The 16,538-nt window shown below is 54.4% G+C and carries 9 protein-coding genes; 3 read left to right on the plus strand and 6 right to left on the minus strand.

The window, feature by feature from the left end; translation table 11 throughout:
• Positions 1-4: 4 nt before the first annotated feature.
• From G4V39_RS02205 to G4V39_RS02225, 5 genes are all read right to left on the minus strand, one after another.
• Complete coding sequence (locus G4V39_RS02205; protein WP_166031380.1) at positions 5-922, minus strand: DUF4340 domain-containing protein; 918 nt, start codon at positions 920-922, stop codon at positions 5-7.
• Positions 909-3,359: a Gldg family protein gene (locus G4V39_RS02210; protein WP_166031381.1), complete on the minus strand. Its 2,451-nt coding sequence runs from the start codon at positions 3,357-3,359 to the stop codon at positions 909-911. Before G4V39_RS02210 ends, G4V39_RS02205 begins: the two co-directional genes overlap by 14 nt.
• Positions 3,346-4,278, minus strand: a complete 933-nt coding sequence (locus tag G4V39_RS02215) for an ABC transporter ATP-binding protein (protein WP_166031382.1) — start codon at positions 4,276-4,278, stop codon at positions 3,346-3,348. Before G4V39_RS02215 ends, G4V39_RS02210 begins: the two co-directional genes overlap by 14 nt.
• Positions 4,279-4,340: 62 nt before the next feature.
• A complete protein-coding gene (dtd, locus tag G4V39_RS02220; protein WP_166031383.1) occupies positions 4,341-4,790 on the minus strand; it encodes a D-aminoacyl-tRNA deacylase in 450 nt (149 codons plus the stop codon).
• Positions 4,791-4,795: 5 nt separating this feature from the next.
• Positions 4,796-5,500, minus strand: coding sequence for a metal-dependent hydrolase (locus G4V39_RS02225; protein ID WP_166031384.1), 705 nt, complete (start codon positions 5,498-5,500; stop codon positions 4,796-4,798).
• Between the two features lie 318 nt (positions 5,501-5,818).
• Between G4V39_RS02225 and G4V39_RS02230 the strand changes: the two genes are divergently transcribed.
• A complete protein-coding gene (locus tag G4V39_RS02230; RefSeq protein ID WP_166031385.1) occupies positions 5,819-6,382 on the plus strand; it encodes a DUF2628 domain-containing protein in 564 nt (187 codons plus the stop codon).
• 162 nt (positions 6,383-6,544) lie between these two features.
• On the opposite strand, the gene katG is transcribed toward G4V39_RS02230, so the two are convergent.
• Entirely contained in the window at positions 6,545-8,719 is a 2,175-nt protein-coding gene (gene katG / locus G4V39_RS02235; protein ID WP_166031386.1) for a catalase/peroxidase HPI, read from the minus strand.
• Positions 8,720-9,120: 401 nt separating this feature from the next.
• Here katG and G4V39_RS02240 point away from each other — a divergent pair, with 401 nt between their 5' ends.
• Entirely contained in the window at positions 9,121-12,024 is a 2,904-nt protein-coding gene (locus tag G4V39_RS02240; RefSeq protein ID WP_166031387.1) for a helicase-related protein, read from the plus strand.
• Positions 12,021-16,292 (plus strand): Eco57I restriction-modification methylase domain-containing protein, encoded by a 4,272-nt coding sequence (locus G4V39_RS02245; RefSeq protein ID WP_166031388.1) that lies wholly within the window; start codon positions 12,021-12,023, stop codon positions 16,290-16,292. Before G4V39_RS02240 ends, G4V39_RS02245 begins: the two co-directional genes overlap by 4 nt.
• The last annotated feature ends 246 nt before the right edge of the window (positions 16,293-16,538 follow it).

Here is a 16,538-nt window from a genome sequence, read left to right on the forward strand (position 1 = left end):
CCTCTCAGGGTTTAAGAAGCCCCTTGAGGGCCGAGGGGGCCAGGAGATAGACCACCCCTCTTTTCTCCAGGCAGAGGTCTCCTTTTTTATTGAGGCGGCCAAACTTTAAGGTCTCCTGGCCTCGATCATCCTGTATCTCCAGCAAACCGGTAAGGTGACACCCCTTGGCTGTCGCCTTGTCTAGGAGATCGCTGGCATAAAGAGGAAAGGCCTTCCGGATAAGACCCTCTACCTCCTCTTTGGTCAGGGCTCTGGTCTGGCCACCCTGCCGGAGGACAAATCCGTCTTTGGTTTTCTCAAGGCTCCAGGAGACCTTCTTCTCCGGCCAGGCAAAGACCAGTCGCTCTAAGGTCTCAGGCCTTGGAGACAGCACTTTAAGGTCCACAAAGACCCTGGCTGCCGGGATCTCTGGTTCCTGACTCCAGATCTCCAGCATCCCCAAAACGTCTTCCGGAACAAGATAGACGATCTCCTCTCCGGCCAGACGGACAAAGCTACTGGACCACTGAGGACCGCGCCGTCCCACCAGAATATGGGCCAAGTCCTTGCCCCCAGAGCGAAGAATAAGGTGAAGGGCCTGGTCTTCCTTGAGGGAGAAGTTGGCCCAAAACTCCCTTCCCCGGACCCTCTCCTCTCCCCTTAAGGTGACCACGGCCTTCAGAAGGTGATCTACCTTCTCCGGCTGGGCCGGGGCCTTAAGGGGGGAGATCAGCCACCAGCGTCCGGATTCCTTTCTTAAAACCACCTGATTTTGCCCCTGCCTGAGGACTATCTCATCTATGACTGAGGACGAAAGACCTTTGAGCAAAGGTCTAAAGACCTCTCCCACACTTGCCGGACGTAAGGACCTTTGCTGAAGAATGTAGCCAACAAGAAGGGCCAGAAATATCAGACCAAGGAAAAATAGACTACGACGTCCCATGACCGGCTTCCCTCTTTAATTCGGCCAGATATAGTTCGCGACGACGCCGCCGGGCCAAAGCACGGTAGATTCCTACCAGGGCAAATACCGCCGGGCCGCCAAAAACCACCAAAAGACGCCAGATAAGCCTTTCTGCCGGCGAGACCTCGCCGATAAAACGCTCCACCTGGGTCTTGGCCCGGATATGAATAAGCTCTCCCCCCAGAGTGAGAGACTCTACCAGGTTAAGGGCAAAAGGGGCATTGGCCAAGGCCTCAAGGGCCGGGTCAGAAAACATCTCTGAAGAGCCGATAACCACCAGCCGGCTGGCCCTGGTCTCAGCAGAGGGCACCCTCCCCTCTTCTTTCAGATCCTGACCTTTTTTAGCCCCTCTCTGGCCAGGCTTCTTCTCCGGCCCTTTGCCCTCCTGGTCGTCGGGCCAAGGTGGAGGCTCTTTGAAGTGGGCCGGAAAGTTTCCCTCAAGCAAAACGGCCAGAGGGTAGGAGCGAAGGTGCTCCGGGGGTCTAAAGTCTTCTGCCTCCATAGGGCCAAGACGAACCTCTTGCTCCCAGGCCCTAGAAGAGGAACGAAAAAGAAGACTCTCTTTGAGGCCCAGTTGGGAGATGGTCTTCTCATCCAGTTTGAGAGCACTGCCCCAAAGATACAAAAGGCCCGACAGCCCGGCGGTTACCGGAAGATCCTGGTTCATCTGTTCCGGCAGAATCTGGATCTGAATGGGAAGATCCACCGGGACCCGGACAATGGCCCAGAAGAGCCCCATGTGCCTCCTCACCGGTAAGGAGAAGGGGATAGTCTCCTGATCGCAAAACATCTTCTGGCTTACCTTAAGGCCATAGGTTTCCAGGAGACGATTGATGGAAAGATCTCTGGGGCTGGCGCTGACCGTGATTCCCGAAGTATCGGGAAGATAGGCGTAGGATAGCCCCTGGGCCGCCACAATTACCGGATGGCCGGAGCGCAAAAAACGCTCTATCTCGTAAAGGCCTCGCTCACTGAGGCCAGAAGGATCTAGGACGAAGAGAAGATCAGCCTCCTTGGGGATAGGGGATTCGCGACGAAGATAAGTGGTTTTAATCACGTAGCCCTGGGCCTCAAGAATCTCCCTCAGAAGCTGAAAGCGATCCCCGGGGCCAGGCAGGGTCTTGTCTCCGGCCGGCGGCGTATAAAAGGCAATCAGCGGTGGACGCTCCATAGTCAGACGAAAAATGCGGGAGACAAGGTCATACTCCAGGGTTGTGAGGCTCGCCGGAACTACCTGATCAATAATCTCTTCTCGCTTATCAAGATAGGAAATGACAATACTGGAGTAGACCTTACTCAGGCTCACCTGATCCTGCTCTATACTCTCTACGGCAAAGGGACGAACCCCTTTTCGGATGAGCTTTGAGGCCAGATCAGGGATACTTTCAGGGTTGACAATGGCATAGGTAACCCGGGGAGAGAGAGCCGCCAGTTCGGCCAACACATCGCCTACGTCCCGGGGCAGATTCTTCATGGTGGTCGGAAGCTTCTCTTTCGGGGAGACATAATAGGTAATGTGAATCGGGACCTGGAGGCGGTCGAGAATCTTTCTGGTCGCCGGGCTCACCGTATAGAGCTTGCTCTGGGTAAGATCCAGGCGGGGCAGGCGCAGGTCAAAGACAATGGCGTTGGCCAGAAGCAGGATACCGAACATCAGAGCCGCCGCCAGGGGAAAGGTTCGTTCGGCCCTGAGGCGGAAAAGGGATTCTGCCGTCAGCCTGTTGATAAGGAGCCAGAAAAAGACCTGAGAAACAAAGAAAAAGGCCCCGGAAAGACTGAACACCCCCTTGGCAAAATCATTAAAATGGCTCCCGAGCCCTAGGGTTTTTTGGAGAAACGTCCCCAGACCAGAGATCCAGCCGTCAATAAAGGTGGCCACTGCATCCAGGCCCAGGAGATAAAATGACAGCCCCAGAAGGAGGGTGAGGATAAAGGCCACAATCTGATCGGCAAAGAAGGCCGAGATGGCCAGCCCCATGGCCAGAAGCATGGCCGCCAGGAACATGGCCCCCAGATAGCCCCCGACAATGGGGCCGGGGTCTGGAGCCCCCAGGATAAAAAGCATAAAGGGCACCGTTAGTGTCCCGGCCAGAACAAGAAAGCAGAACACCAGACTGGCCAGAAACTTACCCAGGATCAGCTCCATGGAGGTGGCCGGCAAGGTCATCAGAAGGGCGATAGTGCCGGTGCGTTTTTCCTCTGCCCACAGCCTCATGGTCAGGGCGGGGATAAAGACCACCAGAACAAGGGGCAAGAGGCTGAAGAAGGCCCGCATGTCGCAGACCCGGGCCGTGAAAAAAGTCATCATATACAGGCCCGTGGTCACCAGGATAAAAACCACGGCAAAGACATAGGCAATCGGGGCATTGAAATAGGCCCTAAGCTCTCGCAAGGCTATAGTTTTAACCTGCCCCATGGCTCTCCCTCACCAAGGCGATGAAGATCTCCTCAAGGCCCGGATGCTCCTCACAAAACTCAAGGAGATTAAGGCCCCGGTCTTTGAGGGTCTCTAAAACCTCCTCGATCCGGATCTTGTCATCCGCCAGGGCCCGGTAGGTCCACAGCCCCTTTTGATCCTGAGTTTCGCTCACAGGTTCAAGGCCGGGGAGGGCTTCCAGGGCCTCCCGGAGACGCTCCTTGGCCCGCAGACGGAAGATCCGCCGCCAACCGGCGGCCCGGGCCAGTTGCCGGAGAGATCCCTGGGCCACCAGATGTCCCTGGTTGAGAATGGCGATGCGATCAGAGACAGCCTCCACCTCGCTGAGGATGTGGCTGGAGAAAATGACAGCCTTCTCCCTGGCCATCTGACGGATAAGATCCCGGATCTCCAGGACCTGGAGGGGATCAAGCCCCGTAGTAGGCTCATCTAGGATAAGCACCGGTGGGTCGTGAACAATGGCCTGGGCCAGCCCAACCCGCTGACGATATCCCTTGGAGAGATAAGCAATAGGATGATGCCAGACATATTCAAGGGAAAGGGCCTCCCGGACAAAATCCATTCTCTTTTTCGCCTGGGCCCCCCTTAGGCCCCGGGCCTCGGCCACAAAGGAGAGATATTCCTCAACTTCCATCTGATCATAAAGGGGGAGAACCTCCGGGAGGTAACCGATAAGGGCCCGGACCCTGTCTGGTTCTTTTAAGACATCGGCCCCCATTACCCGAGCCTGGCCACTGGTAGGGACGATCTGGGTGGAGAGAATCTTCAAAATGGTGGTCTTGCCGGCCCCATTGGGCCCCAGAAGCCCCAAGACCTCTCCCTGACCAACGGAAAAAGTTACTCCCTCCACGGCCGCATGGGCTCCGTAGAGACGGGTAAGGGAGACAGCCTCTATCATCGCTTCCTCCACGAACCGGCCCAAAAATTAGGCCCGCCGGAAGGCGATGTCAATAAGCTGGTCTAGAAGGTTTTGCGAGAATCAAGAAGGATGGTGACCGGCCCATCGTTGACCAGAAAGACCTTCATCTCCGCCCGAAAGCGGCCCGCCCGGGTGGAGACTCCGGCCTTGATCAACTGGTTAACAAAGAGCTCAAAGAGGGCCCTGGCCTTCTCTGGAGGGGCAGCGGCCTCAAAGGAAGGCCGCCGCCCCCGGCGGCAATCGCCGTAAAGGGTAAAATTGGGGACAACCAGAACCTGGCCGCCAATGTCAAGGACCGATCGGTTCATCCGTTGGGAGTCATCTTCAAAGATTCGCAGGCCAGCCACTTTGTTGGCCAGATAGACCACATCGGCCTCCTCATCCTGACGGCCGGCGCCAAGGAGAACCAGAAGCCCCTGACCGATACCGGCGATTTTCTGCCCTCCAACCTCCACTGAGGCCTCAAGGACCCGCTGAACTACCGCCCTCACTGAACTTACTTCCCCACGGTGAGGCTTTCTCCGGGAGCCAGAGCTACCATTTCTACCCCAGGGGCCATCCGCTCCAGAAAATCCCTGAAATCATCCACGGTACCGGTGAGGGCCGGAAAAGTCCCGTAATGCATGGGCACCACTTTGGCTGGATTTATAAGGCCGGTGGCATAGGCAGCCTCCTTGGGCCCCATAACGTAATGATCTCCGATGGGAAGAAGGGCTACGTCTGGATGATAGAGCTCGCCGATAAGGCGCATATCACCAAAGACAGCCGTATCCCCAGCATGATAGACAGAGAGACCATCTTCGGTACGAATGACAAAACCACAGGCCTCTCCTCCGTAAATAATCTTATCCCCTTCCTGGATAGAAGAACTGTGAAGGGCCGGCACCATGGTAAACCGAAGACCCTGGGTATGATAAGTTCCGCCAATATTCATACCGGTGACATTGCCGAGCCCTTTGGCCAGGAGATACTGCTGAATTTCGTGGATAGCCACCACCTCTCCACCCCTCTTGGCTACCTCCAGCACGTCTCCCAGGTGATCTCCATGAGCGTGGGTAACAAGAATAAAATCGTAAGGACCAAGATCCTTTTCATCAGGGGCCTGGGGATTATTTACCCAGGGATCAATGAGAATTTTGAGCCCGGTGGCGGTCTGAATTTTAAAGGTAGCGTGTCCCAGAAAGGTTATCTTCGTGGCCATAGGGAAACCTCCTTGCAGGTAATATTTGACTACAAAAGATAAATATTATCAGCCCCCATAGCATAAAAGGGGATCTTAGCCTTAGGGCCCCAACAATTAGCTAAAGGCTGCCGGAGCAGACCCCCGAAGGGGAGACCTCCTTATCCTGCCGCTTTTACCACTAAGGCAATTCCGGTGGCAACCAGGTCCTTAAAGACATGGTCACCTGGCAGAGATAGCCTTTAAGGAGATGAACTTCCGGCTGAAGGGGCAAATTTTTCTTGAGATAACGCTTAGAATATATAACTTTGTGATATCTCTAACTTTCTGGGGGTTTAAATGCTGGGAGTCACCTATGTAGCCGGGGAGAAGGCCTCTTCTGAACCCATAGACGAGAATCTCTTCCGGGCCTACATAGGACCACGAGCCGACTACTATCTGGCCCAGTTCAGAAAGTTTTTTCTGGTCCCTGGAGGTCAGTTCACCTTTACCTGGAATTGGGCGGCCTTTGCCTTTGGCTTCTGGTGGTTTCTCTACCGGAAGATGTATCTCTGGGCCCTGGTGGCCTTTCTTCTCAGCAACATCCTGGGCTCAATCTTCTTTTTTCATGGGCCTCTGGGGGTTCTTTTTATCCACCTAGGCTATGGAGTTTTAGGTAATTATCTCTACTTCCGTCATGTCCGCTCCAAGGTCGCCGAGGCGGCCATGAACATTCCCGAAAGAGAGAAGCTTATTGCCTATCTGGCCCGCACCGGGGGGACAAACAATTGGGTGGTCTGGCTGGGGCTGATACTTACCGGGCTCCTTCTTTTGGGGCTCATCCTTACGGCCTTGGGGGTGGTAAAGATTTTTCTGCCCTGGTTGATGGGCCCCTCACATCATTATCGAGGCCCATGGATTTAGCTAAAAACCCTCGGCCGGCTTTATGATTACTACCCATATTTCACCCCGGAAAGGAGCTCTCCTTTGCCGCGCAGCCACCATGCGGCCTGTCTCTTCAGTTGAGTTAAAAGTTTGGAGAATCAAAGGGAGGCAAGGCTTCCGGCCTCGCCTCCCTTTGTAGAGTTAGACTTTAAGGTTAAAGCGATCCAGGTTCATGACTTTGGCCCAGGCGGCTGCAAAGTCCTTTAAAAACTTCTCTCCACCGTCGTCGGCGGCGTAGGCCTCGGCCACAGCCCTGAGCTCTGAGTGGTGTCCGAAAAGGAGATCAACACGGGTGGCAGTAAAACGCAGCTTCCCGGTGAGGCGATCATAGCCCTCAAAAAGGCTCCGGCTTTCGTCTGTCGGTTTCCAGACTATGTCCATATCCAGAAGATTCACCAAAAAGTCATTGGTTAGCACCCCGGGACGCTCGGTAAAGACGCCGTGGGAAGATCCATCCCAATTGGTCTTAAGCACCCGTAGCCCGCCGAGGAGAACCACCGTCTCTGGTACGGTAAGGGAGAGAAGCTCGGCCTTGTCCACCAGCATCTCCTCCGGGGAAAGAGGGGCCCTGGGGCTCAGGTAGTTGCGAAAGGCATCGGCCAGTGGCTCCATATATCTCCAGCTTTCCTCATCCAGGTCTTCCTGGATGATATCCACCCGTCCGGGAACAAAAGGCACGCTAACCTCCACGCCCCCTCTCCGGGCGGCCTCCTCCACCGCGGCGCATCCGCCAAGGACAATTAAATCCGCCAGGGAGACCTGTTTGCTGCTCTTTTGAGAAGAGTTGAAGTCCCTCTGGATTCCCTCAAGGACGCGCAAAACCTTTTCAAGAAGTGGGGGATTGTTCACCTCCCAGTCTTTTAGGGGGTGAAGGTGAATGCGGGCCCCATTAGCCCCGCCGCGAAGGTCACTGGCCCGAAAGGTGGAGGCCGAGGCCCAGGCGACAAAGACAAGTTCCGAAATCTCAAGGCCGGAGGAAAGTATCTTTTGCTTAAGTTCTTTGATCTCTTCTTCCTCTATGAGGTCAAAGTGCCTCTCCGGTAGGGGATCCTGCCAGGGGAAGACCTCCTCTGGCACCTCGGGCCCCTGATAAAAACTCCGGGGGCCGAGGTCGCGGTGCGTAAGCTTGAACCAGGCCCGGGCAAAGGCTCTTTCAAACTCTTCAGGGTTTTCCAGAAAACGGCGGGCGATCTTTTCGTAGATGGGGTCGTAACGAAGGGCCAGATCGGTAGTGAGCATAAAAGGCTTGTGCTTCCTGGCCGGATCGTGGGCATCGGGAATAATCTCTGGGGCCTCTTTAGCCACCCACTGATGTTTTCCCGCCGGACTTTTGACAAGCTCCCATTCGTACTTGAAGAGGTTGTGCAGAAAGTTGATGCCGAATTTGATAGGAGTTACCGTCCAGGCCCCTTCAAAACCACTGGTAAAGGTATCCGGCCCTTTTCCAGAGCCGTAGTGGTAGCGCCAGCCCAGGCCCTGCTCCTCAAGCTCAGCCTCCTCGGGCTCCGGACCCAGATACTCCTCTCCGGCGGCCCCATGGCATTTTCCGAAGCTGTGTCCTCCGGCAATGAGGGCCACGGTCTCCTCGTCGTTCATCCCCATGCGGGCGAAGATGGCCCGGATTTCCCGAGCAGCCGCCTCAGGATCCGGGTTGCCACCCGGCCCCTCGGGGTTGACGTAGATGAGCCCCATCTGGGTGGCAGAAAGGGGATCTTCTATCCCCTTTTCCCGCCTGCGGGTCTCATCAGAGAGCCATTCGCTTTCGGAACCCCAGTAGGTAACTTCGTCGCGCTCCCAGACATCGGGACGTCCGCCGGCAAAACCCATGAGTTTCACCCCCATGGACTCCAGAGCCACATTTCCGGCCAGGATTAGGAGATCAGCCCAGGAGAGTCGGCGCCCATATTTCTTTTTTACAGGCCAGAGAAGACGCATGGCTTTATCCAGGTTGACATTGTCGGGCCAGCTGTTGCGGGGGGCAAGCCTCATGTAAGCCCCCCGGGCACCACCTCGACCATCGAAGAGCCGATAGGAACCGGCACTGTGCCAGGCCAGATGCACAAATAGTGGCCCGTAATGTCCAAAGTCTGCGGGCCACCACTCCTTGGAGTCGGTCATCAAACGACGCAGATCCTCTTTTACCGCCCTTAAGTCAAGCTTTTGAAACTCCTCAGCATAGTTGAAGCCCTCTCCATAAGGATTGGATCGAGCCTCGTTTCGCCTAAGAGGCGCCAAATTCACCCGATAAGACCACCAACTCTCCTTCTTACGCCCCCCGCTGGTAAGAGGAGCTTTTTTGAGGGTTTCTCTTTCCATAAAACTCTCCTTTACATTTATTTAAAGCCAAACTTACTTTGAATTAACTCTTTGTCAAGAAAATTTCTAAAAAATTTTAAGGCCCTTTTTAGGTTTGGATTAAGATATTTGAGAGATTTTAGTAAAAAAATAGTCTTTTTTAAAGATTTTTTTAAACAAGAGGGGCTATCAATCAAATTTTTCGAATATTTTCCTATAGACCGATCCCTTCTTCTCCCTTAGCCCTCAGGATCTCCGGACCAAAGTGGACTGAATATGGCTTCAAAAACCTGAAATTGCCAAGGGAAAGGTTTTTGGATAGGACAACAGGGGATGATGTTTGGTAAATGGGTGTACAGGAAGTGCCAAATGATTCCGTAGAACCCGAATTTACGCAGGGAAGAACCGTAAGGAAGAGGAAAATGCTTACCTGGGGCTCGATCGTACGATTTAGAAAAAGGGACTGGGTACTCCTTCCCAGCCCTCAAGAAAATGTTATCGCCTTACGGCCTCTTACCGGAGCCACCGACGAAACAGTCTTGGTGCATCAGCAACTAGCCAATCTTCTGGGATACAGCTTCCCTGAGGAGAGAATTTTCCCCTCTTCCTTCCCTCCCCCTTCTCCTGATGAAGTTTCAGACGCCTTGGGAACCCATCTTCTCTGGCAAGCAGCCCGGCTGCTTCTGCGCGACGGCGCGGCCCCTTTTCGTTCCCTGGGGCGGATCTCCATCCGGCCCCGGGTCTATCAGTTTGTTCCCCTGCTCATGGCTCTTCGCCTTGATCCGGTAAGGCTTTTCATCGCCGACGACGTAGGAGTGGGAAAGACTATCGAAGCTTTACTCATTGCCAGAGAGCTTATTGATCGCGGCGAGGTTTCCCGCCTGGCGGTCCTCTGCCCACCTTACCTTTGCGATCAATGGGAAAAAGAGCTAAGAGAAAAATTCAACCTTGAAGCCGTAACCGTACAAACGAGCACCATTGGGCGGTTGGATCGCCTAAAGCCCCGCCACAAAAGCATTTACGAATATTTCCCCTATCTGGTGATCAGTATTGACTGGGTTAAAACCGAGCGAAACAAGTATCAATTTCTCCAGTTCTGTCCCGAGCTGGTCATTGTGGACGAAGTTCATGGGGCGGCGGACACCGCAGGGCGCAACCGCGCCCAGCAATTAAGGCACCAGCTACTAAGAGAGATCGCCGACGACGAAAAAAGACACCTCATCTTGCTTACTGCCACCCCGCACAGCGGTGTAGAGGAGGCCTTCCGCTCTTTGCTTGGCCTGCTCCGGCCGGAATTCCAAGACTGGAACCTGGGATCGCTCACCGAAGAGCAGCGTAAACTCCTGGCCAAACATTTCGTCCAGCGCACGCGGAAAGATATCGAAAGTATCTGGGAGGCTGACCGCTGTTTCCCTGAGAGGATATCCCTGGAACGGACTTATAGACTCTCCCCGGTGTATTGGGATCTCTTTCGCGAGACCTATCATTACTGCACCGAAATAGTCAAAACCGGCCCGGGTCTGGAGGACCGCAGGACCCGCGTTCGTTATTGGGGAGCCCTGGCCCTTTTGCGCTGTGTGATGTCAAGCCCGGCTGCCGCCGTAGCCGCTCTTGAGGCTCGCCGCTCCGCCAAAGACAACTCCTTAACCGAGCCGGAGGACTCTTCTGTCGAAGACGAGGCCTATCAAGGCTTTGTTTATGAAAGTGCCGACCAGATGGTGGAAGACGAAACCCCTGTGCCCCCTATTGAGGAAAGCGAAAAATACCTTCTTGAAAGCGAACGCCGCCGCTTGAAAAAACTCGAAAAACTGGCCCGAAAGCTCCTTAATTCCCCCGAAGACACCAAGCTTAAGAAATGTCTTGAGGAAGTTAAAAATCTCCTTTCCGAAGGGTTTTATCCCGTTATCTGGTGTCGTTACGTGGCCACGGCAGAATATGTGGCCAAGGCCCTGGAGGATGTTCTCCCCCGGGAGGTGCAGGTCGTTTGTCTCACCGGGCGTGTCCCTGAAGAAGAAAGACGCTTTAAAATCGAAAACCTTGATCCTGATAAACCCCGGGTTTTAGTGGCCACGGATTGTCTCTCTGAAGGCATAAACCTGCAGGAGAAGTTTAACGCCGTAATCCATTACGATCTTCCCTGGAACCCCAACCGCTTAGAACAGCGCGAAGGCCGGGTAGATCGTTACGGGCAAAAGCTTTCTCCCCAAGTTAAGGCCATTCTTCTTTACGGTGAAGACAACCCGGTAGATGGAGCGGTGATCAAGGTCCTCCTTGAAAAGGCCCGGGAAATCTACAAGACCCTGGGCACTCACGTCCCCGTGCCTGAAGAGAGCGAATCCGTAATGCAGGCGGTCATAAACGCCCTCTTTCTCAAGGGAAAAGGCGAGGATCTACGTCAAAAAGAGCTCTTTGATTATGCCTCCCTTCCGCCGGTCAGGGAGTTTCATCAAAAATGGGATTTGAGCCGGGAGCGGGAGCGTATAAACCGCACCCGGTTCGCCCAACGGGCCTTAAAGCCCGAAGAAGTAAAACGTGAGCTTGAAGCCACCGACGAAGTCCTTGGCGATCCAGAGGCGGTCAAAAACTTTGTCCTCTCGGCGGCTAAGCGGCTGGGGCTTGATCTCCGGCCTGACCCTAAGGAAGAAGACGTCTTTCTGGTAAACCTTACCCCGGAGGCCTTAAGCCTCCTCCCGGAAGCCATCCGGGCCGAACTTCCCCGAGAGAAAGAGCGCTTTTGGCGGATCAGTTTTGTCTCGCCCACCCCACAGGGCGCGGAGTATATAGGGCGCAACCACCGTCTGGTGACCGCTATGGCCCGTTTCCTTTTTGAAGAAGCCCTCACCAAAGGGCCAGAAGCCCGCGCTCCCCGGGGCGGAGTAATCCGCACCAGTCTCGTCAACCGCTTAACGGCCCTTCTGCTTCTAAGGGTAAGGTATCTGTTGGAGATCCCCCAAAAGAGCCCGCTCCTTGCCGAAGAAGTGATGGTGGAGGGCTTTACCCTTGGCCAAAACGAGCTTCTCGGCTCCCAAAAAGCCCTTGATCTTCTTCTCAAGGCCAAACCCGAGGGCAACGTTCCTCTGCCGGAGAAAAAAGAACTCCTTTCTTTGGTGTTAGAAGAGCTTGAACCCTGGTCTTCCAGGGAGGATAACCGCCCCCTGCAAAAGGCTCTCAAGGCAAAGATTCTTTCCCGGGCCAAAGAACTTGAAGAAAGCCACAAACGCATCCGTCGCGCGGTTTCTTTGCGGATAAAGGAGCTCAAGGTTAGGCCTCAATGGCCGCCGGATCTCCTCGGCCTTTTAATCCTGCAACCAATGGTGAGAGGATGAAGATCTTTCCCGCGGTGCGCATGGAAGGCGGGCTTTTCGCCCCGGATCTCTTTGAAAGGGTTATCAACCAGGACCTTCCCGGCCAAAAACCAGCAGATTTTGGCCTCTCCTCGCGCCAGGACCTCATTAACGAGATAGCCGCGGTCTTTGCCGACGCCCGCTCCCTTTGGGAAATCTTCAAGCATCGCCTCGAAAGGCTACCGAAAGAAGCGCGAGGGGAACGCCTCCCCCGCCTCACCCGGGAATATTTAGCCATTCCCCTGCTTGGTCTTCTGGGCTATGAGCTTTACTCAAACCACCCCCACTATTACAAATACAAAGAAGGCGGGCTTACCTTCCGCATCTCCCACCGCGCCGGGGAAGACCTTTACGCCCCTCCGGTCCACATCGTCTCCTTTGAACAACCCTTGGGGCAGCTCGCGGAGAGATCGCGCTTTTCGCCCCACTCTTTGGTCCAGGAGTTTCTTAACCGCACCGAGGCCCTCTGGGGCCTGGTGACCAATGGCAGGGTGATCCGTCTCCTGCGCGACAGCACTTACCTCCGCCGCCAGTGTTATCTTGAATTTGATCTGGAGGCCATCTTTGAGCAGCACCTTTTCGAAGATTTTTTGCTCCTTTTCCGCCTCCTGCACCGCAGCCGCCTCCCCAGGGGCGCTGAAGACGCCTCCCAGTGTTTGCTTGAGCAGTACTACCAACTTTCTCTTGAAGAGGGTGAACGGGCCCGCGACCGCCTGCGCGACAGTGTGGTCTCCTGCCTCACGGAGCTGGCCCAGGGCTTCCTCAGCCACCCGGAAAATAACAGGCTCAGGGAGCGCCTCTCCTCCCCGGACGACTCTTACAACGCCCTGGCCTTCTACCGCGATCTCCTGCGGCTCATCTATCGCTTCTTGTTTCTCCTGGTGGCGGAAGACCGCGGGCTCTTAAGTGACGATCCCCTCTATCGCGAGCACTATAGCGTCTCCCGCTTCAGACGCTTGGTGGAAAACCGCTCCTTTTACACCGAGCATGAGGATCTCTGGCTTTCGCTCCGCGTCCTCTGGAAACTTTTAAGCGACGCCACCCCGAAGGCCGGGGGCAGGCCCCTGGCCTCCTATCTCGGGCTAAGCCCTTTGAACGGCGAGCTTTTCTCCCCGCTCTTTCTGGATGAATGCCTCATTCGCAACCGGGAGCTCCTTTCGGCCCTCTGGTGGCTTCTTAACTACCGGGAAAGCGGGGCCGACCTTCCGCACCGCATCAACTACGCGGCCCTGGATGTCGAAGAGCTTGGCTCGGTTTACGAAAGCCTTCTAGACTATCAGCCTACGGTCACCAAAAAAGAAGGCCAGGTTCTAACCTTTGAGCTCAATCCCGGCACCGAACGCAAATCAACCGGCTCCTACTACACCCCTGCGCCGCTGGTAGCGGAGCTCATCCGCTCCGCCCTCGAACCCGTAATCAAAGAACGCCTCAAGGAAGCCAAGCGAATAGCGAACGGGGAATGGCGAACAGCAAACTATTCGCTATTCGCCGCGAAGGCCATTCTTGGCCTTCGCATCATCGATCCGGCTTGTGGCTCCGGACATTTTCTTTTGGCTGCCGCCAGAAGGCTTGGCAAGGAGCTAGCCCGCATTGAGACTGGGGAAGACGAACCCTCCCCAGAGGCCGTGCGCAAGGCGGTGCGTGAGGTCATCGCTCATTGTATCTACGGGGTGGACAAGAATCCCCTGGCGGTTGAACTTTGTCGCGTGGCCCTGTGGATCGAAGCCCACGTCCCCGGAAAACCCCTCACTTTTCTTGACCACCACATCAAATGCGGGGACTCTCTGGTTGGCGTTTTTGACCTTAACGTGCTCACCCAGGGCATCCCGGATGAGGCCTTCAAACCCCTTGAAGGAGACGAAAGGTCCGTCTGTCAGGAACTTCGGAATACCAACAGGAGAGCCCGGAGGAGACTTTTCGGGGAGAGTCTTTTTAACCCCAGAGGAGAAATAGAGAAGCTGGCGGAAGAGTTCCGCAAGGTGGACGAACTTGCCGAAGACACGGTGGAGGCCCTCCACGAAAAGACCGCTCGTTGGCAGGCCCTGCGCCGAAAGCCCGAATGGGAAAAGCTTAAACGGGCCTGTGATCTCTGGACTTCGGCCTTTTTCATGCCCAAGACCCAGAAAACCACTTCCTTGGTGCCCACTTCGCACGATCTCTATGGTCTTTTAGCCAACCCCGGCGCCCTTTCTCCCCAGAAGCTTGCCCAGGCCGAGGCCCTGGCCGAGAAGCACCGCTTCTTCCACTGGCCGCTTGAGTTTCCCGAGGTCTTTGCCCGGGGCGGCTTCGATGTGGTTCTGGGAAATCCGCCCTGGGAAATGATGCAACTTGAAGAAGTTCAATTTTTCGCCACACGTGCTCCAGAAATAGCCCAGACCAGAAATTCAGCAGAGCGGAAAAAGTTGATTAATAAATTGAAAGAAACCAATCCAGCACTGTATGAAGAATATTTAAAAGCCAAACATTACCAGGCGGCTATCAATCATTACATCCGTAAAAGTGGGCGCTTCCCATTAACTGCTTATGGAAAGTTAAATACCTACAGCGTCTTTGCCGAACTGGCCCTGCGGCTCACCTGCCCCGCGGGCCGAGCCGGCATCATCGTTCCCACCGGCATCGCCACCGACGATACGAATAAACATTTCTTTAGCCACCTCATGGAAAACGGCCTGCTTGCCAGCCTTTATGATTTTCAGAATAGGGAAAGGCTATTCCCAGCCGTAACCACTCAACAAAAGTTTTCTCTCCTCACTCTTCACCATTCATCTTTTCTCCCCTCTCCCTCTGGGAGAGGGGTTGGGGGTGAGGGTCCCTCGCCAAAATTCGTCTTTTTCGCCATCCGCGTGGAGCATTTAAGAGACCCGCGGCGCAGCTTCACCCTCACGGCCGAGGACATCGCCCGCATAAACCCCAATACCCGCACCACCCCCGTCTTCCGCACCAGCTACGACGCCGAGCTGACCAAAAAGATCTACCGCGTCCCGGTCTTGGTGAACGAAAAGACCGACGAAAATCCCTGGGGCGTTTCCTTTAAGCAAGGTTTGTTCAATATGTCCTCTGATAGCCACCTCTTCCGCACGCGGGAGCAATTGCAGGCCGCAGGGTATGAGCTTAAAGGGAACATTTTTGTGAAAGCGAATAGCGAACGGCGAACGGGGAATAGACCACTCGCTACTCACCATTCGCCACTCGCCGAAATTTATTTGCCCCTCTACGAAGCCAAAATGATCTGGCAGTTCGACCACCGCTTCGGGAGTTATGAGGGTTTGGAGAGACGCTCACATCAATTATTCCATCCAGATCCAAGGCACAAAAGAATCTTCGATTTTGTTGTTCAATCTTGGTATTGGGTCCCGGCGGGAGAGGTGCTTCAACATTTAGAAAACAAGAGAAACTTAGGTTGGCTAATCGGTTTTCGGGATGTTGCGCGCGCTACAGATGAACGCACCGCCATCTTCAGCCTGCTGCCAAAGGTGGGAGTGGGGCATACCATGCCTTTAATTTTTTTATCACCTCAGAGTGTTTTTATCGCTTGTATATTGGCTAATTTTAATTCTTTGGTTTTTGACTTTTGTGTTCGTCAAAAACTCGGGGGTACTCATTTGACCTATCACTATCTCAAACAACTCCCCATCCTCCCACCCGAAATCTATACCACTCGCCACTTACTATTCGCCATTCCCCGCATCTTAGAGCTCACTTACACCGCCTGGGATCTAAAGCCCTTTGCCGACGACCTCTGGGCCGAGGCCGATGAAGACCTCCGCTCCGCCATCCGCAAACAATGGGAGGAAAATCAGCGAATAGCGAACGGCGAACAGGGAATAGCGAACGGAGAACAGGGAACAGGTCCGAAGGACCGCAACCATTCGCCACTCGCCATTCGCCATTCGCCCCCCGAATGGCTTGAGATCATTTACTCCCTTAATCCTGACCATCCCAACAAGGACGCCTGCCCCCTTCCACCTTTCAAGTGGGACGAGTCTCGCCGCGCCCGCCTCCGCGCCGAACTCGACGCCTTCTTCGCCAAACTCTACGGCCTCACCGAAGAAGAACTCCGCTACATCCTCGACCCCCAGGACGTCTTCGGCCCCTCCTTCCCCGGCGAGACTTTCAGGGTTTTAAAGGAGAAAGAAATCCGCCAATTCGGCGAATACCGCACCAAACATCTCATATTGGAGGCGTGGGAGAGGCTATTCAAAGATCAAGGGGGAAAATGGGAGGGTTGCTTGAATGAGAGAAGAATTTGAAGAAAGTGTCAAAAGAAAAATCAAAGTTCTATGGTGGCAGTTGGTCCAAGTGAACTCAAGCCTTTTTATTTTGGAAAAAATAATTAACTTTCCATGAGATTTGTTTTTCCCCAAGCCCTCATTCACTTTTTGGGAGCTTACTCTAAAGAAGTTTTATGACACATGTGTCCTGATAATTTTCAGAATAACAGAAAAAGATCTTAAAAAAAATTAAGTTTGCAGTAGATAATCGCGGAAATAAAGTGT

Source organism: Thermosulfuriphilus ammonigenes (assembly GCF_011207455.1).
Taxonomy (GTDB): Bacteria; Desulfobacterota; Thermodesulfobacteria; order Thermodesulfobacteriales; family ST65; genus Thermosulfuriphilus; species Thermosulfuriphilus ammonigenes.